The 25455-nt window shown below is 30.3% G+C and carries 23 protein-coding genes; 12 read left to right on the top strand and 11 right to left on the bottom strand.

Annotated elements, in window-relative coordinates; all coding sequences use genetic code 11:
* Nucleotides 1-585 (bottom strand): cache domain-containing protein (locus L8U04_RS01470; protein ID WP_263709244.1); only part of this gene is annotated, 585 nt, incomplete at its 3' end.
* 244 nt (nucleotides 586-829) lie between these two features.
* On the bottom strand, nucleotides 830-1426 hold the full coding sequence (locus L8U04_RS01465; protein ID WP_263671241.1) for a peroxiredoxin: 597 nt from the start codon (nucleotides 1424-1426) through the stop codon (nucleotides 830-832).
* A gap of 186 nt (nucleotides 1427-1612) precedes the next feature.
* On the opposite strand from L8U04_RS01465, the gene L8U04_RS01460 reads away from it, so the two are divergent.
* From L8U04_RS01460 to L8U04_RS01435, 6 genes are all read left to right on the top strand, one after another.
* Nucleotides 1613-1897: a ferredoxin, 4Fe-4S gene (locus L8U04_RS01460; RefSeq protein ID WP_039619165.1), complete on the top strand. Its 285-nt coding sequence runs from the start codon at nucleotides 1613-1615 to the stop codon at nucleotides 1895-1897.
* A gap of 156 nt (nucleotides 1898-2053) precedes the next feature.
* The gene (gene ndk, locus L8U04_RS01455; RefSeq protein ID WP_039642239.1) at nucleotides 2054-2467 is read left to right on the top strand and encodes a nucleoside-diphosphate kinase; all 414 of its coding nucleotides are present in this window, start codon (nucleotides 2054-2056) and stop codon (nucleotides 2465-2467) included.
* Complete coding sequence (locus tag L8U04_RS01450) at nucleotides 2467-2820, top strand: hypothetical protein (protein ID WP_133319567.1); 354 nt, start codon at nucleotides 2467-2469, stop codon at nucleotides 2818-2820. The genes ndk and L8U04_RS01450 overlap by 1 nt, the downstream gene beginning before the upstream one ends.
* A 14-nt stretch (nucleotides 2821-2834) precedes the next feature.
* Complete coding sequence (rpmF, locus tag L8U04_RS01445) at nucleotides 2835-2981, top strand: 50S ribosomal protein L32 (RefSeq protein ID WP_012662034.1); 147 nt, start codon at nucleotides 2835-2837, stop codon at nucleotides 2979-2981.
* A 5-nt stretch (nucleotides 2982-2986) separates the two neighbouring features.
* Nucleotides 2987-3976, top strand: a complete 990-nt coding sequence (gene plsX / locus L8U04_RS01440) for a phosphate acyltransferase PlsX (RefSeq protein ID WP_263659786.1) — start codon at nucleotides 2987-2989, stop codon at nucleotides 3974-3976.
* Nucleotides 3963-4946 (top strand): beta-ketoacyl-ACP synthase III, encoded by a 984-nt coding sequence (locus tag L8U04_RS01435; protein ID WP_263662796.1) that lies wholly within the window; start codon nucleotides 3963-3965, stop codon nucleotides 4944-4946. The genes plsX and L8U04_RS01435 overlap by 14 nt, the downstream gene beginning before the upstream one ends.
* Before the next feature lie 18 nt (nucleotides 4947-4964).
* Here L8U04_RS01435 and motB read toward each other — a convergent pair whose 3' ends face one another.
* Genes motB through L8U04_RS01415 form a run of 4 tightly spaced genes read right to left on the bottom strand, consistent with a single transcriptional unit; the run spans nucleotide 4965 to nucleotide 11172 of the window.
* A complete protein-coding gene (gene motB, locus L8U04_RS01430; protein ID WP_263660485.1) occupies nucleotides 4965-5699 on the bottom strand; it encodes a flagellar motor protein MotB in 735 nt (244 codons plus the stop codon).
* Between the two features lie 9 nt (nucleotides 5700-5708).
* Nucleotides 5709-6482, bottom strand: a complete 774-nt coding sequence (gene motA / locus L8U04_RS01425) for a flagellar motor stator protein MotA (RefSeq protein ID WP_133319563.1) — start codon at nucleotides 6480-6482, stop codon at nucleotides 5709-5711.
* A 12-nt stretch (nucleotides 6483-6494) separates the two neighbouring features.
* Nucleotides 6495-9134, bottom strand: coding sequence for a DNA polymerase I (polA, locus tag L8U04_RS01420; RefSeq protein ID WP_263709243.1), 2640 nt, complete (start codon nucleotides 9132-9134; stop codon nucleotides 6495-6497).
* Nucleotides 9112-11172, bottom strand: a complete 2061-nt coding sequence (locus L8U04_RS01415; protein ID WP_263709241.1) for an HpaII family restriction endonuclease — start codon at nucleotides 11170-11172, stop codon at nucleotides 9112-9114. Before L8U04_RS01415 ends, polA begins: the two co-directional genes overlap by 23 nt.
* Nucleotides 11173-12076: 904 nt before the next feature.
* Here L8U04_RS01415 and L8U04_RS01410 point away from each other — a divergent pair.
* Nucleotides 12077-13429 carry an MFS transporter gene (locus tag L8U04_RS01410; RefSeq protein WP_243705651.1) on the top strand — a complete coding sequence of 451 codons (1353 nt, stop codon included), beginning with the start codon at nucleotides 12077-12079 and terminating at the stop codon, nucleotides 13427-13429.
* Nucleotides 13429-14433 (top strand): nucleoside hydrolase, encoded by a 1005-nt coding sequence (locus tag L8U04_RS01405; protein ID WP_263671245.1) that lies wholly within the window; start codon nucleotides 13429-13431, stop codon nucleotides 14431-14433. The genes L8U04_RS01410 and L8U04_RS01405 overlap by 1 nt, the downstream gene beginning before the upstream one ends.
* Here L8U04_RS01405 and L8U04_RS01400 read toward each other — a convergent pair.
* Entirely contained in the window at nucleotides 14389-14832 is a 444-nt protein-coding gene (locus L8U04_RS01400; protein ID WP_263709240.1) for a YqaA family protein, read from the bottom strand. The genes L8U04_RS01405 and L8U04_RS01400 overlap by 45 nt on opposite strands.
* A gap of 276 nt (nucleotides 14833-15108) precedes the next feature.
* Between L8U04_RS01400 and trpB the strand changes: the two genes are divergently transcribed.
* Nucleotides 15109-16284, top strand: a complete 1176-nt coding sequence (trpB, locus tag L8U04_RS01395) for a tryptophan synthase subunit beta (RefSeq protein WP_263671237.1) — start codon at nucleotides 15109-15111, stop codon at nucleotides 16282-16284.
* Nucleotides 16285-16302: 18 nt separating this feature from the next.
* On the opposite strand, the gene uvrA is transcribed toward trpB, so the two are convergent.
* Entirely contained in the window at nucleotides 16303-19125 is a 2823-nt protein-coding gene (uvrA, locus tag L8U04_RS01390) for an excinuclease ABC subunit UvrA (protein ID WP_263670100.1), read from the bottom strand.
* 158 nt (nucleotides 19126-19283) lie between these two features.
* Here uvrA and L8U04_RS01385 point away from each other — a divergent pair, with 158 nt between their 5' ends.
* From L8U04_RS01385 to kcuS, 3 genes are all read left to right on the top strand, one after another.
* On the top strand, nucleotides 19284-19997 hold the full coding sequence (locus L8U04_RS01385) for a DUF4198 domain-containing protein (RefSeq protein ID WP_220566597.1): 714 nt from the start codon (nucleotides 19284-19286) through the stop codon (nucleotides 19995-19997).
* A 148-nt stretch (nucleotides 19998-20145) separates the two neighbouring features.
* The gene (locus L8U04_RS01380) at nucleotides 20146-22251 is read left to right on the top strand and encodes a carbon starvation CstA family protein (RefSeq protein WP_263670098.1); all 2106 of its coding nucleotides are present in this window, start codon (nucleotides 20146-20148) and stop codon (nucleotides 22249-22251) included.
* On the top strand, nucleotides 22248-22439 hold the full coding sequence (gene kcuS, locus L8U04_RS01375) for a KCU-star family selenoprotein (protein WP_133319555.1): 192 nt from the start codon (nucleotides 22248-22250) through the stop codon (nucleotides 22437-22439). Before L8U04_RS01380 ends, kcuS begins: the two co-directional genes overlap by 4 nt.
* 60 nt (nucleotides 22440-22499) lie before the next feature.
* Here the strand turns inward: kcuS and serC are convergent, their stop codons facing one another.
* From serC to ubiE, 3 genes are read right to left on the bottom strand one after another with little or no spacing between them, the layout of a single operon-like run.
* The gene (gene serC, locus L8U04_RS01370) at nucleotides 22500-23576 is read right to left on the bottom strand and encodes a phosphoserine transaminase (RefSeq protein ID WP_263709239.1); all 1077 of its coding nucleotides are present in this window, start codon (nucleotides 23574-23576) and stop codon (nucleotides 22500-22502) included.
* Nucleotides 23577-23588: 12 nt separating this feature from the next.
* A complete protein-coding gene (gene xseA, locus L8U04_RS01365) occupies nucleotides 23589-24752 on the bottom strand; it encodes an exodeoxyribonuclease VII large subunit (protein ID WP_263709238.1) in 1164 nt (387 codons plus the stop codon).
* The gene (gene ubiE, locus L8U04_RS01360; protein ID WP_133319552.1) at nucleotides 24749-25450 is read right to left on the bottom strand and encodes a bifunctional demethylmenaquinone methyltransferase/2-methoxy-6-polyprenyl-1,4-benzoquinol methylase UbiE; all 702 of its coding nucleotides are present in this window, start codon (nucleotides 25448-25450) and stop codon (nucleotides 24749-24751) included. Before ubiE ends, xseA begins: the two co-directional genes overlap by 4 nt.
* Nucleotides 25451-25455 lie beyond the last annotated feature (5 nt).

The raw sequence follows: 25455 nt of genomic DNA, 5'->3' as shown, positions 1-25455 counted from the left end.
ATGCCCTATAGCTAAAACATCTTTAGAAAAAGTATGTAAATTATAGTCACCTCCAACTACCGCTAAGAGTTTTCCATTAGCATAAACAGGAATGGCATAAGTAATTCCTATTTCTCCTGTTGTTACAGATTTATATGGATCAGTTGTTATAAATTTTCCAGCTGCTTTAGCTTCTTTATACCAACCTCTATTTTTAGTATCATAACCCTTTGATAAATCAAGTACTTGACCATCTGATTGATAATTTTTGCCACTATCTTCAAAACCAACATAAACTAGCTCAAACCCAGAAGTTTTTGCAGCTAGTTTGAGATTTTGCATAATTTGTTCTGAAGGCATATTTAAATTACTAGAAAATTGCTCTGCTAAAGATTCTATAGCTAATCTTTTAGTTTTTCCATAAAAATCATACAGAGCATTTGTATCCACCATATTGTTTACTTGTATTTCTGTTAGTAAATCAAAAGTACTATTTTTTGAATTAAAATAACTGACTAAATTAATCAGTATTACAATAGAAACTACACCTACACACATTATCCATATAAGCTTTGAAGATAAGCTCTTAGAAAATGAAAAAACCATAAAAGCTCCTTAAAATTTTGTAGTAAATTTTTATACAACGATTATCATGCTATTAATATAACAAAATAACAACAAAATAATAAATATATAAAATAAAAAGTAAATTATTTATTACATGATGTCCTAGTTATAATATTTTAAAAGCATTTATCAAAAATGTATATTAATCAGTATATTTTGAGAGTATTGTAACTTTATAACACAATTTATGCTAAGCTGAAAGAAAAACTTTCAGCTTAAAAAATTATAATTTATTTTCGTTTTTACTTAGATAATCAGCAACACCTTTAGGGTCAGCCTTCATACCTTCATCGCCTTTATTCCAACCAGCTGGGCAAACTTCACCATGTTCATTAGTAAATAACATAGTATCAACCATTCTAATCATTTCATCAATGTTTCTTCCAAGTGGTAAGTCATTTATAACTGCATGGCGGATTGTTCCATCAGCATCAAGCAAGAAAGAACCTCTTAAAGCAACTGCTTCTTCAAATAAAACATCAAAATTTCTAGCAATTTGTTTTGTTAAGTCAGCTACTAAAGGAAATTTAACTTGACCTATACCACCTTGATTTACAGGCATATTTTTCCAAGCAAAGTGAGAGAATTCGTTATCGCAAGATACACCAATTACTTCAATACCTCTATCTTTAAAATCTTGATATCTTTTATCAAAAGCAATAATTTCAGAAGGGCAAACAAAAGTAAAATCTTTTGGATAGAAAAATACTACTGCACCTTTTGGTCCTATATTTTTATAAAGATTAAAATCTTCAACTATTTCATTATTACCTAATACAGCAGGTGCTGTAAAATCAATAGCTTTTTTAGTTACTATCATCGTTTATCTCCTAATTAATAAATTTTATTTGTAACAAAATAATATCATTTGTAAATTTAAAAATTTATTAATTGTGTAAATTTGTATGTAAATTAATTTTATTATCAAAATTAAAAGATTTTAAGAATAAAATTAAGACAATTTTGATAATCTTATATTAAACTTTTAATATTTAAGGAGTAAAAAATGGCAGTTAAAATTACTGATATTTGTATAGCATGTGGTTCTTGTATAGATGAATGCCCAGTAAGTGCAATCGTAGATGATGCAAATAACCCTGAGGGCGAAGATAGATATTATGTTTATGCTGATAAATGTGTTGAATGTGTAGGACATAATGATCAGCCAGCATGTGCAAGTGCATGTCCAACTGATGGCTGTATTGTATGGAGCGATGTAGTTAGTGGTCAACCAAGTCGTGATAATATCGGAAGCGATTTAAGAGATGGCTCAACTCCGGTATTTGCTTAATTAATACCCAATACAAGCATCTTTCTAGTATTTAAGATGCTTGTAGCTTCTTCATTTTATAACTCAAAATTACAATTTTTATATAATTTTAAAGCATTTTTTGATATAATTAGCTCTTTTATAAATATAAAACTTATCTAAATTAAGGGGACGATTTTGGAAAAAACACTTTCTATTATTAAACCTGATGCAGTAAAAAAAGGCGTTATTGGTCAAATTTTAACACGCTTTGAAAGCAATGGTCTAAGAATAGCGGCTACAAAAAAAATACAGCTTTCAGAAAAAGAAGCACAAGAATTTTATGCTGTACACAAAGATAGACCATTTTTTAAAGACTTAGTTGAATTTATGATCAGTGGTCCAGTTGTGGTTTCTGTTTTAGAAGGCGAAAATGCTGTGTTAAAAAACAGAGAATTAATGGGTGCTACAAATCCAAAAGAAGCGGCTCCTGGTACTATCAGAGCAGATTTTGCAGATAGTATTGATGCAAACGCGGTTCATGGAAGCGATAGCTTGGAAAATGCAAAAATTGAAATAGAATTTTTCTTTTCAAAAACTGAAATTTTATAATGAAAATTGCCTTTGCAAAACTTAGCTCTGTAGCTTATCCTTTTAAACTAGATCTTGATAATATAGTTTTTGAAGGAACTATTACAAAAGTTAATCCAAAATTAGCTAAAATAACAGCTAATTTTAAAGGATTTACTTATAGAAATTGCGATCGATGTGGTAATGAAATGGAACTTGAAATCGATCAAAATATAGAGCTTTTTGCAAGCGATGGAATTTTTAAAGATGAAAATAATACTTTAAGTGATACTATGGAGTTTTTTGACTCTCATATTGACTTAATAGAGCTTGCTACAAGTGAATTACAATCTTACTTAAGTGATTATTTTTATTGTAATAAATGTTTAAATTAATAAAGGAGTAAAAAATGGCAGTACCTAAGAGAAGAGTGAGCAAAACTCGCGCAGCAAAACGCAGAACTCATTACAAAGTTACCCTACCTATGCCTATTAAGGATAAAGATGGTAGCTACAAAATGCCTCATCGTGTAAATCCTGTAACTAAGGAATATTAAGAACAATGACGAGCATTGCTATTGATGCAATGGGTGGTGATTTTGGGGAAAAGCCTATTATAGAAGGTGTAATTCAAGCTCTAAAAGAGCGAAAATTTAAAGCCATCTTAGTAGGAGATCCTCAAAAGCTTAAAACCTTAATCCCTCAAGAATTAAACTCATATATAGAATATGAAGAGGCTTTTGATGTATTTGCTATGGAAGAAAATTCTACAGATGCATTAAAACGAAAAGATAGTACAATCTACAAAGCCATAGATTTAGTAAGAAATCAAAAAGCAAAAGCTGTTGTGTCAGCTGGACATAGTGGAGCTACTATGAGTTTGGCTACTTTAAGACTTGGAAGATTAGCCAATATCGCTAGACCTGCAATAGCCACTTTAATGCCAAATATCCATTCAAGAACATTAGTGTTAGATGTTGGTGCAAATGTTGATTGCAAAAGTGAACATTTGTTTCAATTTGCCATTATGGGTGAAGCCTATGCTAAAGAAATTTTAAAAATTGCTAAGCCTAGAGTTGCTTTGCTTTCAAATGGTGAAGAAGAATGCAAAGGAAATGAGCTTACTAAAGAAACCCATCAACTTTTAAAGCAACTTTCAAATTTTGTCGGAAATGCTGAAGGAAGAGATATATTTAATGGCACGATAGATGTATTAGTATGCGATGGTTTTAATGGAAATATCTTACTTAAAACCGGCGAAGGTGTAGCAAGTGTTATTACAAAACTTTTAAAACAAGAAATTCAAAAATCTTTTTTATCAAAACTTGGCTATCTTTTAGCAAAACCTGCTTTTAATGAATTAAAAACCCACATTGATTATGAAGAATATGGCGGGGCCCCACTTCTAGGTGTGAAAGAATGTGTCATTATAAGTCATGGTAAAAGCGGTCCAAAAGCCATTAAAAATGCTATTTTTCAAGCATTAAATTTTACACAATCAAATATAAATCAAACTATAGAAAAAGAACTTGCCAATTATGAAATCAACTAAAGCTTCATTAAAAAGTATAGCTTCTTACATTCCCGAAAAAATACTTAGCAATAAAGAATTAGAATCTATGGTGCAAACTAGTGATGAGTGGATATTAAGAAGAACAGGAATAGAACAAAGACGCATAGCAAATGATGATGAAAACACAAGTGATCTTGGTACTAAAGCAGCTATCAAAGCTATACAAAGAGCGAATTTAAAACCTCAAGACATAGATGCTATTATTGTTGCTACTTTAAGTCCTGATTGCTTTACTATGCCATCAACTGCATGTAAAATTGCTCATAATCTTGGATTAAAAGACATCACTGCTTTTGACATTTCTGCAGCATGTTCAGGGTTTATTTATCTTTTAGAACTTGCTAAATCTATGGTTGAAAGCAAAACAAAGAAAAATGTTTTAATTATTGGAGCTGAAAAAATTAGCTCTATTATAGACTATACAGATAGAAGTATTTGTGTTTTATTTGGCGATGGAGCTGGTGCTGGAATTGTATCTTTAGATGATAATTATCCGATTATAGATACTCATACAGCAAGTGATGGGGAGTTTGGAGATTTATTAATAACTCAAAGATCTCAAAAAAGTAGCATTTGCTCTCCTCTTTCTATGCAAATGAAAGGAAATGAAGTATTTAAAATTGCAGTAAATACTCTAAGTAATGATGTTGTTGATATTCTTGCAAAAAATAATATAAAAAGTGAAGAAATTGATCTTTTTATACCTCATCAGGCTAATTTAAGAATTATTAAAGCCGTGCAAGAAAAATTAAATTTTACAGATGAACAATGCGTAGTTACAGTGCAAAAATACGGCAATACTTCAGCAGCCTCAATACCTATGGCAATGAATGATGCTTATGAACAAGGTCGTTTAAAACAAGGCTCACTAATATTGCTTGATGCTTTTGGTGGTGGATTTACTTGGGGTTCAGCATTGCTTCGTTTTGGCGGAGAAAATAACAAATAAGTTTATAAAGCTTATTTGTTATTTAAAAGTTTCTATTTGATCTAATACTGACTTTCTAACTTGATTGTCTGAAGAATCTACACGAATATAAAACTCTACCCTATTATTTATTTCATCTTCTTTATTTGCACTTAAAGGGTAATTATCACCAAAACTTACAATTATAAGTTGAGTTGGATCGATTCCTTTAGCTATTAAATAATCGGCTACAACTTGAGATCTTTTACTAGCTAAATCAAAATTTCTCTTAGGATCCCTATCGCTTGCATCAGTATAACCTCTAAGTTCTATTTGAGCTTGCTTTGGCATTTTCTTAAGCACTTCACTAATACGCTTTAAAAAATCTTGTACATCAGCAGAATCAATCTGAATACTACCCCTAGCAAATTCAACTCTAGCTGGTAAATTTAAAACTATATTATTTTCTCTTTGATCTAATGCTGCTTTTAATTTTTCTATATTTTCTTGTTGAGTAATACTTAATTTCTTAAGTTTTTCAAGCTCTTCTACATTTGCATTTGAAGGTGCGCTATATTTATTATGCACTTCACTTTCTTTTTCTAAAGGACTAGAAGCAGTGAATTCAAAAATTTTAACAAATTCAGTTTTCAAGGCTTCAGTTTTTGCAGGATTACTTTCAGAAATCGCCCAAAGAGCAATAAAAAGCGCCAAAAGCAAACTTAAAAAGTCTGCATAAGGCACTGCCCATTTTTCACCTGCTGGACATTCTGGACATTTATGTTTTTTTCCCATTTTTAACTCTTATTTATCAAATTGAGAAATTCTAGGCTCATCATGACTTAAATAGTTAAATAACTTTGCCTCCAAATCTCTTGGATTAGCTCCTTCTGCAATACTTACAATAGCGTGAGAAATAACTATTCTTTCCTTAATTAAATCATGTGAATTAGCTTTCATTTTATTACCCCAAGGCCCAAATAAAGCATAAGCACCAAAAATTCCCGTAACAGTTGCTGTAAAAGCTCCTGAAATACCCGCTGCCATAGCCTGTGGATCATCGAGTAGTTTAAGTGCTAAAATCAATCCAAAAACAGCGCCAACAAGCCCCATAGTAGGACAAGTTTCACCAAAGCGTATCCAATATTCTGCACATTCTTTATAATATTCTTCCATTTCTTCTACTTGAATTTCCATACTTTCTTTAATTTCTTCTACGCTCTTACCATCTACCATCATCATCATAGCTTCTTTTAAGAACTCATTGTCAATTTCATTAGTTTTTGACTCTAAAGCCAAAAGTCCATCTCTTCTTGCTATAACAGAGTATTCTACAAGCTCAGCTATTCTTTGACTTAAATTTACTCCCGAACCTTTAAAAACTACCTTTAATTCCTTATATGCACCTTTAACAATTTTTTTATGTGTAGAAGTCATTGCGCAAAAAGCTGCTGTAGGCACCACGATAATAAAAGACGCTAAGTGTAAAACATGCAAAGGGTTACCACCCTCTAAAATATCCCCTACAGAAATACTAACAACAGCTAATACCATCCCAAGTATGGTTGAAAGATCCATTAAACATTCTCCTTATTTTAATATACCCCAATTTTTGGCAACACTTGATGAAGTTTTTAATTTAACTTTTAATTTTACAATATTTTCCATAATATCACTAGCTTTTTTTGCAAAATCCTCACAAAGTTCATCTTTTACTTCAAAAATAAGCTCATCATGAATTTGTAAAATTAAGCGTTTATTTTCATCCAAATTTCTACTTATTTCTATCATTGCCAATTTTATTATATCGGCAGCTGAACCTTGAAGTATAGAGTTAATACTCTCTCTTTCATGCATTGCAATTTGCATAGGCTTTGCATTTTCAAAATCAAAATAACGCTTACGACCTAGTAAAGTACTTATAAAGCCATTTTGCTTAGCTTCATTTTTTACCTTTTCAAAATAAGTTTTAATACTAGTAAAATTCTCAAAATATTTTTCAATATATTCTTTAGCTAACTTCGCTTCTATTTTTAAATTTTGACTCAAAGTCTTATAACCCATACCATAAATAAGACCAAAATTTATACTTTTAGCAATACTTCTTGTCTCATAATCACTATGGCCAAAAATCATAATAGCAGTTTTTGCATGAATATCCTCATCGTTTGAAAACGCTTCTAATAATTTCTCATCTTCACTAAAATGTGCTAGCATTCTAAGCTCAATTTGTGAATAATCAAGTGAGATAAAACTAAATCCTTCTTTTGCAATAAAGCAAGATTTATAATCCTTAGCATATTGACCATGTGCAGGGATATTTTGCAAATTTGGATCTTTTGATGAAAGGCGTCCAGTAGCTGTTCCTGTTTGCAAAAAACTTGAATAAATTCTTGAATTTTCATCTTTTTTAGCTAATTTTAACAAAGGTTCACAATAAGTAGAAACTAATTTTGCAAGCTCTCTGTAAGCTAAAATTTCTTTCACAATCAGATGGTTATCTAAAATAGCATTTAAAACCTTTTCATCAGTAGAATAACCTGTTTTGCTTTTTTTGCCACTTGGTAGTTTTAATTTTTCAAATAAAATATCCCCTACTTGTTTAGGAGAGTTAATATTAAATTTTTCACCCGCTAAATCATATATTTTTTCACTTAGTATTTTAATATCTTGATTAAAACTTTGCATTAAGTTTTCAAGCTTTTGAGTGTCAAGTTTAATGCCATTATTTTCCATCATAATAAGCACTTTGATAAATTCAAACTCACTTTTTTGTGCAAGTTCAAACAAAGGCTTTTCTAATTTTTTTAAAAAATACAAATAAAATCTTAAAGTAATATAAGCATCTTCAGCAGCATATTTACAAGCTTTTTCTACATCCACTCCTGCAAAGTTTTCTCCTTTTTTTACCAAGTCTTCAAAATGTAAAGTCTCATAAGCAAACAATCTTTTTGCCAAATCATCCATATTTACACGCAAACTTGGCTCTTTAAGCCATGCAAGTATCATAGTATCAGCATAGTTTTTTGGAGGAAGTAAATTAAAATTATTTTTTATGATTTCAAAATCATATTTAAGATTATGGCCTATAACCGTACTTTGATATATTTTTTCTATACCCTTTTTAGCCACTTGCATAGAAATTTGCTTACAAACTCCTAAATAATCATGTGCAAGTGGCACATAAAAGGCTTCACTTTCATGAAAACAAAAACTAAACCCTACTATCTTAGCTTCTTTAGTATCCAAGCCCGTAGTTTCGGTGTCAAAAGCAACAATGCTTTGATCATCAATTTTTTCTAAAATTTCAAATAATTCTTTCTCTTCTAAAATTAATCTTGCATTAAATCCTAAATTTTTATCTTTATTAGTAGGATTAGTGCGTAGTTTTTTTAACAAAGCATTTAATTCATAATGCTCTAAAATATCCATAATCTTAAGCAAAGGCTCATCTTTTGGATACTCACAATTTAAAAGCATATCTTTTACATCTAAATTTTCATACAAAGAAGCAAGTTTTTTGCTTAAAAAGGCATTTTCTTTGCCTTCAAACAACAAATTACGACTTCTCTCATTACGCACTAGTGTTAAGTTTTCATAAATTCCCTCAATACTTTCAAACTCATCAAGTAAATTCTTAGCACCCTTAGCACCAATTCCTTTTACCCCTGGGATATTATCTGAACTATCTCCACATAGAGCTAAAAAATCTCTTATTTGGCTAGGTTTTACCCCATATTTTTCCAAACACCCTGCTTCATTATAATCATTTTTTGAAATAGGGCTATAAATACTAACTTTATCATCTTTTATAAGTTGATATAAATCTTTATCTTGAGTGATAATTCTTATAAAAATATCCTTACTTTCACACTCTTTAACTAAAGATGCGATGATATCATCAGCCTCATATCCTTCGCAAGAAAAACTTGAAAAACCCATTTTTTCTATCATTTGAATGCAAATTGGAATTTGAGCTAATAAATCAGGTGGAGGCGGAGTGCGGTTGATTTTATAATTTGGATCAATTTCACTTCTAAAAGTTTTTCCTTTGCTATCAAGAGCAAAAATAATCATATCATTAGGATGTTCATTTTTCAAACTATAAATAAAATTAGCAAAACCGCTAATCATATTACTAGGCTCACCTTTTGAATTTTTCAAACCCTTTAAAGCATAAAAAAGTCTAAAGAAAAAGCCAAAAGTATCAATTATGGTTAAAGTTTTCATTTTTTTTTGAATATCCAGATGTTGATAATATATTTTTCTTGCTTATTCGTTCATGGTTTTTATCACTCTTAAACCTTAACTGTAAATTTAATTTAAAAAATAATTCTCCGTTTTCCATAAAAACAGAACCATATCTATGTCTTGTAGTTGATGGAGTATCAAATCGAATATTTTCATACAAATAATCCTCTAGCGTTTCTAAATCTGTAATATGATAGGCAACCTGCTCGCCATCACTTTTTACAATAATTGCTCCATTAGCCAAATATTTACCATTCCATTTTTCACCTGCAAAAAAACCCAATAAAATTGCTACAAGTAAACGTTTTATTTTAACCTTTAAACCATCCAAATCTGTTCCAAATTTTTCTTTATACTTTTTATATATTTGCTCTAAATTTTTGTTAATACTATCATGTCTGTTTTTATGAAATTCAATTAGCATATATGAAATAAGTTCTGGCATTACACTATCAATTAAATTAAGGTTATATGTCATTGTTGTTTGCTCTACTTTTTCAAAACAAAGTAACCCACCTTTTTCATAGATAGCATTCACTCGATCTTTTACTTTTGATTTTGTCTCGATTTCATTAATAAGATCTAGCTGAGTCATTGATAACCCTTGAATTTTATATACAAAATTTGTATTACCAGAAGCATTAAGCAACGTTGGTAAATTTCCTAGGTGGGATTTAATACTAAACCCATTATCACAGTACTTTGTTTTGTCTTTTTCTATATCTAACAAAATATCTGCTTTCTGATTTGAATTCCCACCTTTAATTAACGACACACCCAATTCATTGCTAATAACATGAAAATTTGAAATATCAAAAGACGAACCTTCTCCATTTTTTATTGCATTAGCAAGATCTTTAACAACACTATCGTTTAAAAAATCCGATACTTTAACTTCATGTGTTTTTCCAGTTTCTTTATTTTCAATTTTAACAATATCATTTTTACTTAGATGATATACTTGTTGAATATTTAAAGTGGTTATCTTTGTTACATTAAAAAAATCTGCCTTTGGATTAAGATCTTTATCTGCTAGCGATATTTTCTTATCATTTAGCAATTTTAAAAAAGAATATATCTCAGTCCATTCACCTTTATTTTTAGTTTTTTTTATCATACATTTTCCTTTGTTTTCTTTATCTAATAAAAACATATAATCAACCAGTTGTTTACCACAAGCTCTTACAGCATCAATAGCTACACTATTCCCCAATTGTTTCATTGCTTCTATATTTGAAACTGGGAAAGTAAAATCATCAGGAAAACCTTGCATTTTTTTAGCTTGTTCTGGCATTATTTGTCTAACTTCTCCATCCACTAAGTATCTATCCCAGTTTCGCCTATCATCAATCTTAGAACCACGTCCACCAACACGCAATGTATAACCAATTTCTCTGCTACAATTACCTTGCCATACATCTGACATGGTAAATCTAAGTGGAATAGGATCTGGAAAAGAAAATTTTTTTTCACTAGTATCGTCTCTAAATCCAATCATAAAAACCCTTGGTCTTAATTGAGGTAAACCAAAATCAAGGGCTTTAATTATTTTAAAATAAAAACTATATCCTAATTCATTTTCTAAAATATCTCTAATAGTTTTAAATGTTTTACCATTATCATGATTAATTATACCACGAACATTTTCCAAAAAAAAAGCTCTTGGTTTTTTTACATCTAATATCTCAACAATATTAAAAAATAAATTACCGCGTTCTGATTTATACACATCCCCAAAACCACGCTTATAACCAGCTTGACTAAATGGCTGACACGGAAAACCTGCACAAAGAAGATCAAAATTTGGCAATTCAAGCGGACTTATCTTTCGAATATCATCATTAAATAATCCATTTTGAAATAACTCTTGATTAATCTTTTTAAAATTATACTCATATGTTCTTCTTGCATAATTATCAATTTCTGATGCAAAAACACATTTTCCACCTAAATTTTCCATAGCTAAATGAAACCCGCCTATACCTGCAAACAAATCAATAAAAGTAAATTTTTTCATATTACCACCACAAGTTATAATTGATATTCCCTTAATTATTATCAGTAAAAACATTTAATTTGCACTAATAATATATTAAATAAAAAATTAAATATATAACAAAGCATTCTATCAAAATATCTAAAATTATAAATATCAATTGTTTTTATATATTAGCATACTTAATTACATAGTATTGCTAATACCATTTAACTTCATATTATCCAAAAAATTTAAGATGTTTTCTAGTATTTTTAGTTATCAATGCATATCTTTTCCCAAATTTGCCAAAAATAGATCGCCTAAAAATTGGATATCCAAATCTTTCAATGATTAATTAATTTATATTATTTTTTAAATTGTAAAAACTACAACAAACAATTTCATTGGATAATTCATATTCAGCATTCACTAAAATTTCAATCGATCATGTAAAATTAATATCATTTGCCTCTACTAAATTGTTAAATTTTTTAAGCTTTCCAAACATCTAAAACTACACACCACAAAATAATATTTAAGAATTAGCAGAATCATAATTTCCAATACATTTGCCAATATAAACATTTTTTCTATGTTAACACTGTTTATCACATTAAGATAAAAATTTGCTGTTATTTCTTTTTGATTTCATTAAAATATAACATAAATACTTTTTATAAAATTCAGAAAAAATATTTATGTACTGATACTAAAAATTCAAATAACAATTTTTATAATTCTTCAAAAGCTATTTTGTTTTATATTTGTATAATTATTGTTATATAACATAAAAATTATACAACATAAAGATACTCAGCATTTTAGCAAATTTAATAATAATTATCTCCCAAAATTATTTAAAAGTCGGTAAAAAGTATTAAATTTCCATTTTAAGCATTTTAGATAAAATTATCATTTTGAAATTTCAAATAAAGGTTTAATCTTGCAAACAAAATCAATCGCGGATGAAAATTTTCAAACTCCACAAGGAAAAAAGGCTTTTAAAAAGGCTGTGTTTTCGTGTTGGCTAGGAACTGCTATGGAATATGCAGATTTTGCACTTTATGGCTTAGCTGCAGCTACTGTTTTTTCAGAAGTTTTCTTTCCTGAGCAAACTCCTGTTATAGCATTATTGCTTAGTTTTGTTACTTATGGCATAGGTTTTATCGCTAGACCTATTGGAGCTTTATTTTTTGGATATTTAGGAGATAAATACGGAAGAAAAAATGTATTAATGAGCACCATTGCATTAATGGGTATTTCAACTACTTTAATTGGTTTTATACCAAGTTATGCAGTAATTGGAATTTGGGCTCCTATATGTTTGGTTATTTTGCGTTTTATGCAAGGCTTTGGAGCAGGTGCTGAGCTTTCAGGTGGGACTGTCATGCTTGGAGAATATGCTCCTAGCAAACATAGAGGTTTAATCTCTTCTGTTATAGCACTTGGATCAAACAGTGGAACCTTACTTGCAGCTTTTGTGTGGCTTTTAGTTACAAGTATGGATGATGCTAGTTTTAAAGAATGGGGATGGAGAATTCCTTTTATAGGAAGTATTTTTATAGCACTTTTTGCTGTTTATATGCGTTTAAATGTAAAAGAAACTCCTGTTTTTGAAAAACAAAAAGAATTAATGCTAAAAATTCGTCATGAAAATGAAGCACATATGAAAAAAGATGAAAGAACTTTTTGGCAGAAAAGTCGTGCATTTTGGACTATGGTGGGTATAAGGATAGGAGAAAATGGACCATCTTATCTTGCACAAGGCTTTATAGTAGGTTATGTAACTAAAATTTTACTTCTTGATAAATCAGTAGCCACAACTGCTGTTGTTATCGCTTCTTTGGTGGGATTTTTGGTTATACCTTTAGCAGGATATTTAAGTGATAAATTTGGAAGGCGTATTACTTATAGAACCTTTTGCTTGCTTTTAATGCTTTATGCTTTCCCTGCTTTTATGCTACTTGATAGTAAAAATGAAATTATTGTAATTTTAACTATCATTGTAGGTATGTCTTTGGCATCTTTAGGAATTTTTGGCGTGCAAGCTGCGTGGGGTGTGGAGCTTTTTGGAGCAAAAAATCGCTATACCAAAATGGCACTAGCAAAAGAATTTGGCTCTATACTTTCAGGAGGAACCGCTCCTATGATAGCTTCAGCTTTGCTTGCTTATTATGGCACTTGGTGGCCAATAGCCTTGTATTTTGTTATCACCGCAGGAATTGGTTTTATAACAACTTTCTTTGCACCAGAAACTAGAGGCAGGGATTTAAATTTAATAGAAGATGCGATATGATACGCCTTATTTTAGATACTGATATAGGCAATGGAATAGCAGGGGCTAATACTGATGATGGTTTAGCCCTTGGACTTATTTTAGCCTCCAAAGAAATCAAACTTGAAATGATTAGCACTTTAAGTGGTAATGTGCAAGCTTTAACCGCTTATAGTGTTGCTAAAGATTTATTAAATAAGCTTAATCTATATATACCTTTGTATTTAGGTGCTCATGAAGCTTTATGTGAAGATAGTCATTTTTGGAGACAAAGACTAGATAAAGGCGTAGAAGAGTTTAAGCTTACTCATCTTTGGGATCATATAAAACCTATAAAAATCCTAGAAAACATAAACCCAAATGCTTGTATGAAAATGGGTGAGCTTATTATGCAAAACCCAGGTGAAATTTCAATTTGCGCTATAGGGCCTTTAACAAATATAGCCATAGCTATGAAGCTTTTCAAAGACTTTGATAAAAATGTAAAAGAAATTTTTATCATGGGTGGAAGTTTTGATATGCCTTATCATATCAAAGATACGAATTTTGGTTTTGATCCTGAAGCTGCTAGTATAGTTTTAAACTCAAGAGCTAAAATCACACTTGTTCCTTATAATGCAACAATGCAAACTATGCTCACACATGAAGATTTAAATGCTTTAGAAAATCAAAATCCTCTTTGTGATTTTTTAGTGCAGACTTTAAGAGTTTGGATTGATTTTGCAAGCAAAACAAGAGGCACAAATGGCACATGGATACACGATGCATTAACTATTGCTTATATGCTTGATCCAAATTTAGCAAATTTTGATGAGTATTTAGTAGATGTCATTTGTGATAGTACTTTTGCTAGAGGAAGCACGATAAGGTGTTTTAAAGATGCAAAAATGCCTATGAAAAATCATGAATTAAAAAACACCATAAAAGTTTTAAAAGATGTTGATAATGCTAGACTTTTAAATCTTTTAAAATCAAGGCTTTTAAATGGAATTTGCTATGAAAATTACAAAAGCATAACGACTTAATTTACCCAAGGCTATAAAAATACTTGCTTTTAAAAAAGAATACTTAGCAAATCCAAGCCCTAATGCAAAAAGATCTCCCACTATGGGTAAAAAAGTAAAAAAAGCATACAAAGAGCCAAATTTTTTAAAATTTGCATTGATTTTTTCTAATTTACGCAAAGAGTTTTTAAAATATTTTTCTAAAATTTGACTCTCTCCAAAATAAGCTAACGCATAAGTACTTAAACTACCCAAAGTATTTCCCAAACTTGCTATAAATAAAACCATATAAGCATTAAAATCTAATTTTACAAAAGCAAGCACAAAAGCTTCACTTGCCATAGGCAAAAGCGTGCTAGAGAGAAAACATATTATAAAAAGCCCTATATAGCTTATATCATTATATAAAAAATCAAACATTACAAATTTTCTTAGTATTTATTTTCCAAACTATCATTTTAAAGAATTTTTAATAATAATTATCTTAGAATGTAAAGTCATTTGGCAATTTTTTAAAAGGAAAAACTATGGAAAGGAAAAAATTTTCTAAACTAAATTTAGAATACTCATTCAACAAAGCTTCTTTTTCTTGGCGTTAAAGCCTGCTACTACATTTTCAATCATTTTTTATTTTACATTTTTAGTTTTAGTTGATCATTTTTGATTTTATATTATTAATCATTTTAAGGAAATACTATGAAAAAATATTATGGAAAATTTGGTGGGCAATTTGTGCCAAATGAAGTAAAAATAGCATTAGATGAAGTAGAAAAAGCTTTTTTAAAACTCAAAAAAGATAAAGATTTTAACACAGAATTAAAAGAACTCTTAGCTAATTATGTGGGAAGACCTACGCCTTTATACTATGCTAAAAATTTAAGCAAGCTTTATAATCACGAAATTTATTTAAAAAGAGAAGATTTAACTCACACAGGAGCTCATAAGATCAACAATGCCATAGCTCAAGCCTTAATGGCAAAGAAAATGAATAAGAAAAAAATTATTGCAGAAACTGGAGCAGGACAACACGGGCTTGCAACAGCTACTGCAGCAGCACTTTTGGGACTTGAATGTGAGATATTTATGGGAGCTATTGATGTAAAAAGACAAGTCTTAAATGTCTATAAAATGCAGCTTTTAGGAGCAAAAGTTCATGCGGTAGAAAGTGGAAGTAAAACTTTAAGTGATGCGGTAGATGAGGCTTTAAAGTTTTGGGTTAAAAATACCAAAGAAGTATTTTATGTAGTAGGAAGTGCAGTGGGGCCTTATCCTTATCCACAAATTGTTACGCATTTTCAAAGCATTATAGGTAAAGAATGTAAAATGCAACTTAGAAAATTAAATAAAAAAGTTGATTACATCATAGCAGCAGCTGGAGGTGGTAGCAATGCTGCTGGAATTTTTCATGCATTTTTAAAAGATGAAAAAGTTAAACTCATAGGCGTTGAAGCAGCAGGTTTAGGAAAAGATACACCTTATCATGCAGCCACACTTACTAAAGGCGAAGAAGGTATTATCCATGGTATGAAAACTAAAGTTTTACAAGATGATAAAGGCAATATTGCTCATACTTTTAGTATTTCTGCTGGGCTTGATTACCCTGGCATAGGGCCTTTGCACGCATATTTGCAAGAAAGTAAAAGAGCAAGTTATCATGCTATTAGTGATGATGAGTGTATTAATGCTTTAAAATTATTATGTAAAGAAGAAGGTATTATACCCGCTATTGAAAGCTCACATGCATTAGCTTATTTAGAAAAACTTTGTCCAACTTTAAAGAAAAAAAGTGTGATAGTTGTAAATCTTTCAGGAAGAGGAGATAAAGATATGCAAAGTATTTATGAATATAAAAAAGGTGAAATTTATGGTTGAAGAATAACTTCAACCAATTTATTTTTTTATGCTTTTTAGCTCTAAATTTAGATAATACCCTGTATAAGAACCACTTTTTTTATGATTTTTAGCAAGCTCTTCAACGCTACCTTTAGCTATAACCTTACCACCTTTAACTCCACCTTCAGGTCCCATATCGATGATATAATCAGCATTTTTAATCACATCTAAATTATGCTCTATCACAAACACACTATTTCCAAGATCAACTAAATGTTGCAAAACTACAATAAGTTTATTAACATCTTCAAAATGAAGTCCTGTTGTAGGTTCATCTAAAATATAAAGAGTTTTTCCTGTATCGCTTCTACTTAATTCTTTAGCTAACTTAATACGCTGAGCCTCCCCACCACTTAAAGTAGTTGCATTTTGTCCCAAGGTAAGATAATCAAGCCCAACTTTTACCAAAGTATCAAGCTTTTGTTTTATCTTTGGCACAGAAGTAAAAAACTCACTTGCTTCAATAATACTCATATTTAAAACATCAGCTATGCTTTTACCTTTATATTTAATCTCTAAAGTTGCATCATTATATCTTTTACCATTGCAAACATCACAAGTTACCATCACATCAGGCAAAAAGTGCATTTCTATTTTAATTTCACCATCTCCACTACACTTTTCACATCTTCCACCTTTAACATTAAAAGAAAAACGCCCTGCTTTATAACCTCGCATTTTAGCTTCTTTGGTAGCTGCAAAAAGATTACGAATTTCATCCATAGCACCTGTATAAGTAGCGGGATTTGAACGAGGAGTCCTTCCTATAGGACTTTGATCAAGATAAATTACCTTATCAAGTTTTTCCAAACCTTCTATCTTAGCCCCACTTAGTTTTTTAACTTTTTTAGCACGGTTAAGCTCTTCTTTTGCAAATGGAAGCAAAGTTTGCAAGATTAGCGAGCTTTTACCACTTCCTGAAACACCTGTAATTGCTACTAAATTATGCAATGGAAAATCTACACTTAAATTTTGAATATTATTAATACTCACATCTTTTAAACTAATAAAATCTTTTTGTTCTCTATTTTTTTGATGGGCAATTTGCTTTTTACCACTCATATAAAGGGCAGTTTGGCTTTTACTTTTTAATAATTCTTTATAAGTTCCACTAAATACAACTTCACCACCAAATTTACCAGCATTTGGACCAATATCTACGATAAAATCTGCTTCTTCTATTGTCATTTTATCATGCTCAACCACGATTAAAGTATTACCCTTTTGCTGAAGATTTCTTAAAGTTTTAATGAGTTTTGCTGTATCTCGCTCATGCAAACCAATGCTAGGCTCATCTAAAACATACATCACCCCACTTAAACCACTACCAATTTGAGATGCTATACGAATTCTTTGAGCTTCACCTCCACTAATTGTTCTTGCATCACGCCCTAAGGATAAATACCCAAGTCCTACATCATAAAGAAAAAACAATCTTTCATTAATTTCTTTAAAAATAGGCTTAGCTATCAATCTTTCTTGCTCACTCAAATATGCAAAATTAGCTTCTTTTGAAAAAAATGCAGTAGTATTTTCTATGCTCATATCTAAAATTTCACCCAAATTTTTTTCAGCAACTTTTACAGCTAAACTTTCAGCTCTTAAACGATGACCATTGCAATCTTTACAAGTTTTTTCGCTCATATACTCGCTTAAATCTTTTTCATCTTTTAGCATTTCATAAGCATATTTAACTGCACCTTCAAATTTGCGATTTAAGCGATGTCTTTTCCATAAAAAGTTAATTTCCTTGGCATTACCATAAAGTACTAGACGCTTTTCTTCTTCGCTTAGCTCATTATATGGAATTTTTACCCTTATATCATTTTGCTCGCAAAAGGCCATTAAAAACTTATAGTAATAACTTTTATTAAACCCATATAATAGCTTTACAGCTCCTGCTTCTAAGCTTAATTCTTCATTGATAAGCTTTTTCATATCTAGCGTATATCTTATACCAAGACCATCACAACTTGGACAAGCACCTTTTGGAGAATTAAAAGAAAAACTCAAAGGCTCAAGCAAAGGAAAAGAAATTTTACAATCAAAACAAGCATTATGCTCACTATAATGAAAATGTTTTGCTATGTTTAATTCTTCATTATTTAAAACTTCAATTTCCACTTCACCAAAGCTCTCACTAAGACCTTTTTCTATATCGCTTGCAAGTCTTGCTAGCATATCATCTTGCACTTGGAGTCTATCTATCACAAGCTTTATTGTATGTTTTTTAGTTTTAGCAAGCTCAATATCTTCATCAAGACGCGTTAAAACCCCATCAATTTGTGCTCTAACATAACCTTTTGCGACCAAATTTTCCAAAAGATCTGCAAAAGTTCCCTTTTTTTCTTTGATCAACGGTGCATAAATGATGATTTTTGCCCCTTTTGGAAGCTTTAAGATTTCACCTACGATATCTGCTGCACTCATAGATGAGATTTTTTGGCCACATTGATGACAATGTTGTGAGCCAATCCTTGCGTATAAAAGTCTTAGATAATCATAAATTTCAGTAATAGTTCCAACGGTTGATCGAGGATTTTTAGAAGTTGTTTTTTGATCAATAGCAATAGCAGGAGTTAAACCTTCTATTTTATCAACATTTGGCTTACCAACTTTATCTAAAAACTGCCTTGCATAAGCACTTAAACTCTCAATATAGCGGCGTTGTCCTTCTGCATAAAGCGTACCAAAAGCTAAAGTGGATTTACCACTTCCACTAAGTCCTGTAAAAACTATAAGCTTATTTTTAGGAATTTCTAGGTTGATATTTTTAAGATTATTCTCTTTAGCACCAATTATATTAATAGTATCATTCATAACTTTTCCTAAATATTTAAAAATAAATTTATGATTTTAACATAAGAAAAATTAAAATATTTTTCTTTTTTATAAAGGAAAAATTAAAATACATTCTTAAGTTTTATATAAATAAAAATATATATAATGATTATCAAAATTATTTTAAAGGAGAAAAAATGAAATTTTCAAAAATGGTGTTTTTGAGTTTTTTTATAGCAAGTTCTGCTTTAGCTCATCAATTCTTTCCTATGCAAACTAGCAATGGATATGAAGTAGGTTTTTGGGCTGATGATCACTGGGGACAATATCAACCTGATAGGGTTTTTGGTATAAGTGCAAAAGATTCTCAAGGAAAAAATTTAAAAGCTGGCTATGACTACGAAAATAACAAAATATTTATTGAAGGAAAACCTGCTGTTGCAAGTGTTAATTATGATTTTGGATATTACACATTTACAAAAGATGGAAAACATTATGCACAAAAAAGATCTGATATTACAGATATTACTGGTGCAAATGAAGTCACTCAAACAAGAAAAATTTTCAAAATGGGAAAAAGTATTTTTTCTTGGGATGAAGGTTCAAAAAAACCATTAGGATTAAAATTTGAAATAGTTCCTTTACAAAATCCTTTAACACTACATGAAGGAGATAAATTAAAACTCCAAGTTTTACTAGATGGAAAACCCGTAAAAGGAGTTGAATTTGAAGATCAAAATGATGATATCGACAACATAGCAACAAATGAAAAAGGTATAGCAACAATCACACTCACAAAACCAAAAGATGGTTTACAAATAATAGCTGCGAACATCAAATTACCATACAATCTAGACAGATATGGCGATACTCTACAATTGACAGCGACACTAAGTTTTAAATCTAAATAATTTCAAATTCTTAGTCAATAAAATTAATTTTTAATTGACTAAGAAATATGTTACATTTTGTAATATATTAATTTTTTATTTATCCTATATAGCAATAAAATATAATTCTACGATACACTAAATAAATTCACTAAAGCAAAGGAATTAAATGAATATTACTAACAAAATATTATGGTTTTTTGTTGCCATTGTCGGTGCTGTTTGTTTTGGCATATTAGCACTCCAAAATGGCGAAAGTATTTCAGCGATTTATCTTGTTATTGCTGCTTTATGTATTTATATCATAGGGTATAGATTTTATGGTAGATATATTGCCTATAAGGTGCTAGAGCTAGATAAAAACAGAGCAACTCCTGCTGTAGTTAAAAATGACGGATGTGATTTTGTCCCTACAAATAAAATTGTACTTTTTGGACATCATTTTGCCGCTATCGCAGGAGCTGGTCCTTTGGTAGGTCCTATACTTGCTGCACAAATGGGTTATTTACCCTCTATGCTTTGGATATTAATAGGCGGTGTTTTAGCAGGTGCGGTACATGATTTTGTAGTTTTATTTATATCTACGCGTCGTAATGGAAAATCTTTAGGAGAGATGATAAAAGATGAATTAGGACAATTTATCGGCGCAATAGCAATGATTGCTATATTTGGAATTATGCTTATAATTATTGCGATTTTAGCTATGGTTGTTGTAAAAGCTTTAGCAGAATCTCCATGGGGATTATTTACCATCGCAATGACCATTCCTATTGCTGTTTTTATGGGAATTTATATGAGATTTTTAAGACCTGGTAGGGTTGGTGAAGCTTCTATTATAGGTTTTATATTGCTCATATTAGCCATACATTATGGAAGTGAAATAGCTGCTGATCCTTATTGGGCGAAAATATTTACCTTTGATGCGCCAACTTTAGCACTTATTATGATGGCTTATGGTTTTATAGCTGCAATTTTACCTGTTTGGTTTTTACTTGCTCCAAGAGATTATTTATCAACTTTTTTAAAAATCGGTGTTATTGTGGTTATGGCTTTAGCTATTGTATTTGTAGCACCTGATCTTCAAATGCCAAAAATTAATTCTCAATATTTAGATGGAAGTGGGCCTGTATTTGCTGGAGCAATTTTTCCATTTTTATTTATTACCATTGCATGCGGAGCTATTAGTGGTTTTCATGCATTAATTTCAAGTGGCACAACTCCTAAAATGCTTGAAAATGAAACTCATGCATTAGCTGTTGGATATGGCTCTATGCTTATGGAAAGTGCTGTGGCTATCATGGCTTTAATTTGTGCTTGTATTTTACACCCTGGTCTTTACTTTGCCATCAATGCGCCTGCTGCTACTATAGGTGTAGATGTTGCAAATGCAGCTGCCACTATTTCTAGCTGGGGTTTTAAAATAACTCCTGAAGAAATCACTACTTTAACTACAAATATAGGCGAACAAAGCATATTATCAAGAACTGGTGGAGCACCAACATTTGCTGTAGGTGTTGCTTTGATTTTACATGAATTATTTGGTGGAGTGAATTTAATGGGCTTTTGGTATCACTTTGCTATTTTATTTGAAGCCTTGTTTATTTTGACTGCAGTTGATGCTGGGACAAGAGCTTGTAGATTTATGGCTCAAGATATATTGGGTAATGTTTATAAACCTTTAGGAAATATCAATAATACCTTAGCAGGAATTTTTGCAACAGCTTTAAGTGTTGGTGGATGGGGGTATTTTCTCTATCAAGGAGCGATAGATCCAAAAGGCGGAATTTACTCATTATGGCCACTTTTTGGAGTGAGTAATCAAATGCTTGCTGGTATGGCATTGCTTTTAGCAAGTGCGATTTTATTTAAAATGGGGAAGGCAAGATATACTTGGATTACTCTCATACCTGCTTGTTTTGTTTTAATCGCAACACTTTATGGAGGTATTCAAAAAATTCTTCCTTACAAAGAAGGAGATCCAATCCATAATGCTATAAGTCATGTTGCTGCTGTACAAATAAATACGCAAAAAATACAAGAATTTAATTTAAAACTTTCTCAAACACAAGATGAAGCAATAATCGAGCAAATCAAAAAAGATATAAAATTAGCATCTCAAGCTAAAAATTCCAATTTAATAAATGCAATTTTATGTGTGTTTTTCATGATTACCACTTTGCTTGTTATACTTTCTTGTTTTGGAATTTTTATCAAAAAATTAAACATTCCTTTAAAAGAAAGCCCTTATATAGCATTAAAAAAGGAAAAAACATGATAAAAAAACTTAAATTATGGTATGAAAAATCCGAAAGGTTTTTTCATCCCTTAGTTGGAGTTGCAAGCTATGATAAATATCTTGAACATATGAGAGAAAAACATCCTAAAGCACCTTGTAAAAGTAGAAAAGAATTTTTTAAAGATTTTCTTGAAAAAAAATACAATAGTGGCTTAGGAAAATGCTGATAAATATTAAAGAGTAAAGTTTTTACTATACAAATGATTTTTGGTGAAAATCACCAAAAATCAAGCATGTTTTTTTGCAAAAGCTTTCATAAATTCACTTAACTTTTGAACCTTTTCAATGCTGATAGAATTATAAATACTAGCACGAATTCCACCTAAAATTTTATGTCCTTTAAGACCTATCATACCATTTTCTTCAGCTTCTTTTACGAAAACTGGCTCTAAGTTTTTATCATAAGCTATATTAAAACTAACATTCATTAATGATCTATCCTCTTTTTTGGCATGACCTTTATAAAAACCATTACTCTCATCAATCACATCGTATAAAATTTTGGCTTTTTGTATATTTTGCTCATTGATTTTGTCTAATCCACCTTGATTTAAAAGCCATTTCATTTCAAGATTAAACATATATATAGCAAAGGTTGCTGGAGTATTAAATAAAGAATTATTTTCAGCATAAACGCTATATTTTAACATACTAGGTATATTTTTGTTTTTGCTACGCTCTATCATATCTTTACGCACAAAAGCACAAGCAAGCCCTGAAATTCCTGCATTTTTTTGCACCCCACCAAAAAGCATAGCAATATTAGAAAAATCTATCTTTTTAGAGAAAAAATCACTAGAAGCATCAATTATCAAAGGACTTTTAGTCTTTGGATAGCTTTTATATTGGGTTCCATAAATAGTATTATTAGAGCATATGTAAGCATAATCTGCATTATCGCTAAATTCAAATTGTGGGATATGATCAAACTCACTTTCTTGAGTGCTTGCTACTATTTTTGTATTTACTCCTAAAATTTCAGCTTCTTTAATAGCCTTTTTAGTCCAAACTCCCGTATTAGCAAATTCACAAACTCCACCCATATATAAATTCATAGGTATCATAGCAAATTGCAAACTAGCCCCACCTTGCATTAAAAGCACTTCATAATCATCATTTACACCATAAAGCTCTTTTGCCATTTTGATAGCTTCAAAATGCACTTCTTCAAAAACCTTTCCACGATGAGAAACTTCCATAATAGAAAAGCCTTTACCATGATAATCAAACAAATGTTCCCTAGCTTCTTTTAAAACCTCATCAGGCAGGTTTGAAGGACCTGCACTAAAATTCATCACTCTCATTTTATCTCCTTTTTATAGTATTTGAGCTTCTTTACTCTCATTTATTGAGCAAAGCTTTATAATATCTCCTTTTTTTAGCTTTTCAAGAGAGATATTTTTGCCATCTTTTTGTAAATTTATCAAATTTTTACTTTTATCAAAGAAATTTTTATGCTGAGTTAAAAGTTCCTCAAAATTATCAAGCTTATTTTCATAATTTAATAATTTTAAATTTAAAACACTCTTTAGTTGGCTTTGTAAAAAATCAAGCTTTTGTTTTCTAAGAAAAAAAGCATTTTCTAAAGACTTAGCTTTGGCTAAATTTTGCAAGTGATCGATTTTGTTTTGATAAAACTTAAGATGATTTAACATTTGGTTTTTAAAACACATAGCAAGCTCATCAAGTCCTTGTTCTAAGCTTAGTTTATTTGGAAAAATCATATCAATAGCTGCACTTGGAGTTGGTGCTCTTAAATCTGCTACAAAATCACTAATAACATAATCAATCTCATGTCCAATAGCAGAAACAATAGGCGTTTTTAAAGAAAAAATACATCTTGCAAGTTCTTCATCGTTAAAACAAAACAAATCTTCTCTGCTTCCACCACCTCTTGCCAAAATAATCGCATCTAAATTATACTCATTGGCTTTTTTTAAAGCATGTATTAAAGAATTTGGGGCACTTTGTCCTTGGGTAAGGGCATTAAAAATAGTTATTTTGCAAAGATTGTATTCTTTTTGTGAAATTAGCTTTAACATATCTTGCAAAGCAGCTGAAGTAAAAGAAGTAACTATGCCTATTTTTTTAGGAAATTTAATAATGCTTTTTTTAACATTTGTATCAAACAAACCTTCTTTTTCAAGCTTTTCTTTTAGAGCTAAAAATTTAGCTTCTAAATCTCCAAGACTTGTTTTTTGCATACTTTTGGTGATAAATTGATACCTGCCACTTGCTTCATATAAACTTACATAACCTCTAAGTTCAAGCATATCGCCAACTTTAGGTTTAGCTTGGACAAACTGATTAAAACCTTTAAACATCACACAAGCTATACTTGATTTTTCATCTTTTAAGTCAAAATACCAATGTCCTGAACTATGAATGGTAATTTTAGAAATTTCTCCACTAAGCTCTATATCATCAAGATGAAATTCTAATAAACTTTTAGCTTTTAAATTAAGTTCTGAAACTTTCATTTTTTTCTTGCAATAAACATAGAACAAACACCAAAACTAAAGCTTTTATACTCTAGCATTTCAAAATACTCACTCAATTCTTTAATAAATTCTTCTTTGCTTAAAAAATCTTCTATCGAATTTGGTAAATACTCATAAGCACTATAATTTTTACTGATAAATCCACCCACTTTTGGTAAAATATTTTTTAAGTAAAAATCTCTACAAGCAGCTATAAAACCACCCTGCTCTCTTTTAGTAAATTCAAGCACAAGTAAAATCCCATCCTTTTTTAACACTCTTGCAAATTCTTTTATAGCTTCTTTCCTATCTACCACATTGCGTATGCCATAACTTATACTTATGATATTTGCACTTTCACTTTCAAGTGGAAGTTCTTGTGCTTTTGCTTGCACAAAAGTCGCATCAGGAATTTTTTTCTTAGCCACTTCAAGCATGCCCGCACTTGGATCAACCCCTTTTATACTAATGATATTTTTATTTGTCCTTAAGGCTTGATTTTGCCATTCTATAATCATATCGCCTGTACCACAAGCCACATCGATAATATCAAGTTCATTGTTAGAAAATTTAAAAACATCTAAACAAGCTTTTTTTCTCCAACTCACATCACTTCCAAAACTTAAAATTCTATTAGCCTTATCATAAGTTGGTGCTATATCATCAAACATTTTGACTATTTTTTCTTGTTTTTGCATGTTTT

The organism is Campylobacter sp. IFREMER_LSEM_CL908, assembly GCF_025771545.1.
Classification (GTDB): Bacteria; Campylobacterota; Campylobacteria; order Campylobacterales; family Campylobacteraceae; genus Campylobacter_D; species Campylobacter_D lari_D.
This window is presented reverse-complemented; position numbering and strand designations above follow the sequence as displayed.

Bases quoted from the DNA above. Each gene is read 5' to 3' on its own strand.
- L8U04_RS01465 (WP_263671241.1), bottom strand. From the start codon at position 1,426: ATGATAGTAACTAAAAAAGCTATTGATTTTACAGCACCTGCTGTATTA.
- L8U04_RS01460 (WP_039619165.1), top strand. From the start codon at position 1,613: ATGGCAGTTAAAATTACTGATATTTGTATAGCATGTGGTTCTTGTATA.
- L8U04_RS01450 (WP_133319567.1), top strand. From the start codon at position 2,467: ATGAAAATTGCCTTTGCAAAACTTAGCTCTGTAGCTTATCCTTTTAAA.
- rpmF (WP_012662034.1), top strand. From the start codon at position 2,835: ATGGCAGTACCTAAGAGAAGAGTGAGCAAAACTCGCGCAGCAAAACGC.
- plsX (WP_263659786.1), top strand. From the start codon at position 2,987: ATGACGAGCATTGCTATTGATGCAATGGGTGGTGATTTTGGGGAAAAG.
- L8U04_RS01435 (WP_263662796.1), top strand. From the start codon at position 3,963: ATGAAATCAACTAAAGCTTCATTAAAAAGTATAGCTTCTTACATTCCC.
- motB (WP_263660485.1), bottom strand. From the start codon at position 5,699: ATGGGAAAAAAACATAAATGTCCAGAATGTCCAGCAGGTGAAAAATGG.
- motA (WP_133319563.1), bottom strand. From the start codon at position 6,482: ATGGATCTTTCAACCATACTTGGGATGGTATTAGCTGTTGTTAGTATT.
- polA (WP_263709243.1), bottom strand. From the start codon at position 9,134: ATGAAAACTTTAACCATAATTGATACTTTTGGCTTTTTCTTTAGACTT.
- L8U04_RS01415 (WP_263709241.1), bottom strand. From the start codon at position 11,172: ATGAAAAAATTTACTTTTATTGATTTGTTTGCAGGTATAGGCGGGTTT.
- L8U04_RS01400 (WP_263709240.1), bottom strand. From the start codon at position 14,832: ATGTTTGATTTTTTATATAATGATATAAGCTATATAGGGCTTTTTATA.
- trpB (WP_263671237.1), top strand. From the start codon at position 15,109: ATGAAAAAATATTATGGAAAATTTGGTGGGCAATTTGTGCCAAATGAA.
- uvrA (WP_263670100.1), bottom strand. From the start codon at position 19,125: ATGAATGATACTATTAATATAATTGGTGCTAAAGAGAATAATCTTAAA.
- L8U04_RS01385 (WP_220566597.1), top strand. From the start codon at position 19,284: ATGAAATTTTCAAAAATGGTGTTTTTGAGTTTTTTTATAGCAAGTTCT.
- L8U04_RS01380 (WP_263670098.1), top strand. From the start codon at position 20,146: ATGAATATTACTAACAAAATATTATGGTTTTTTGTTGCCATTGTCGGT.
- kcuS (WP_133319555.1), top strand. From the start codon at position 22,248: ATGATAAAAAAACTTAAATTATGGTATGAAAAATCCGAAAGGTTTTTT.
- serC (WP_263709239.1), bottom strand. From the start codon at position 23,576: ATGAGAGTGATGAATTTTAGTGCAGGTCCTTCAAACCTGCCTGATGAG.
- xseA (WP_263709238.1), bottom strand. From the start codon at position 24,752: ATGAAAGTTTCAGAACTTAATTTAAAAGCTAAAAGTTTATTAGAATTT.
- ubiE (WP_133319552.1), bottom strand. From the start codon at position 25,450: ATGCAAAAACAAGAAAAAATAGTCAAAATGTTTGATGATATAGCACCA.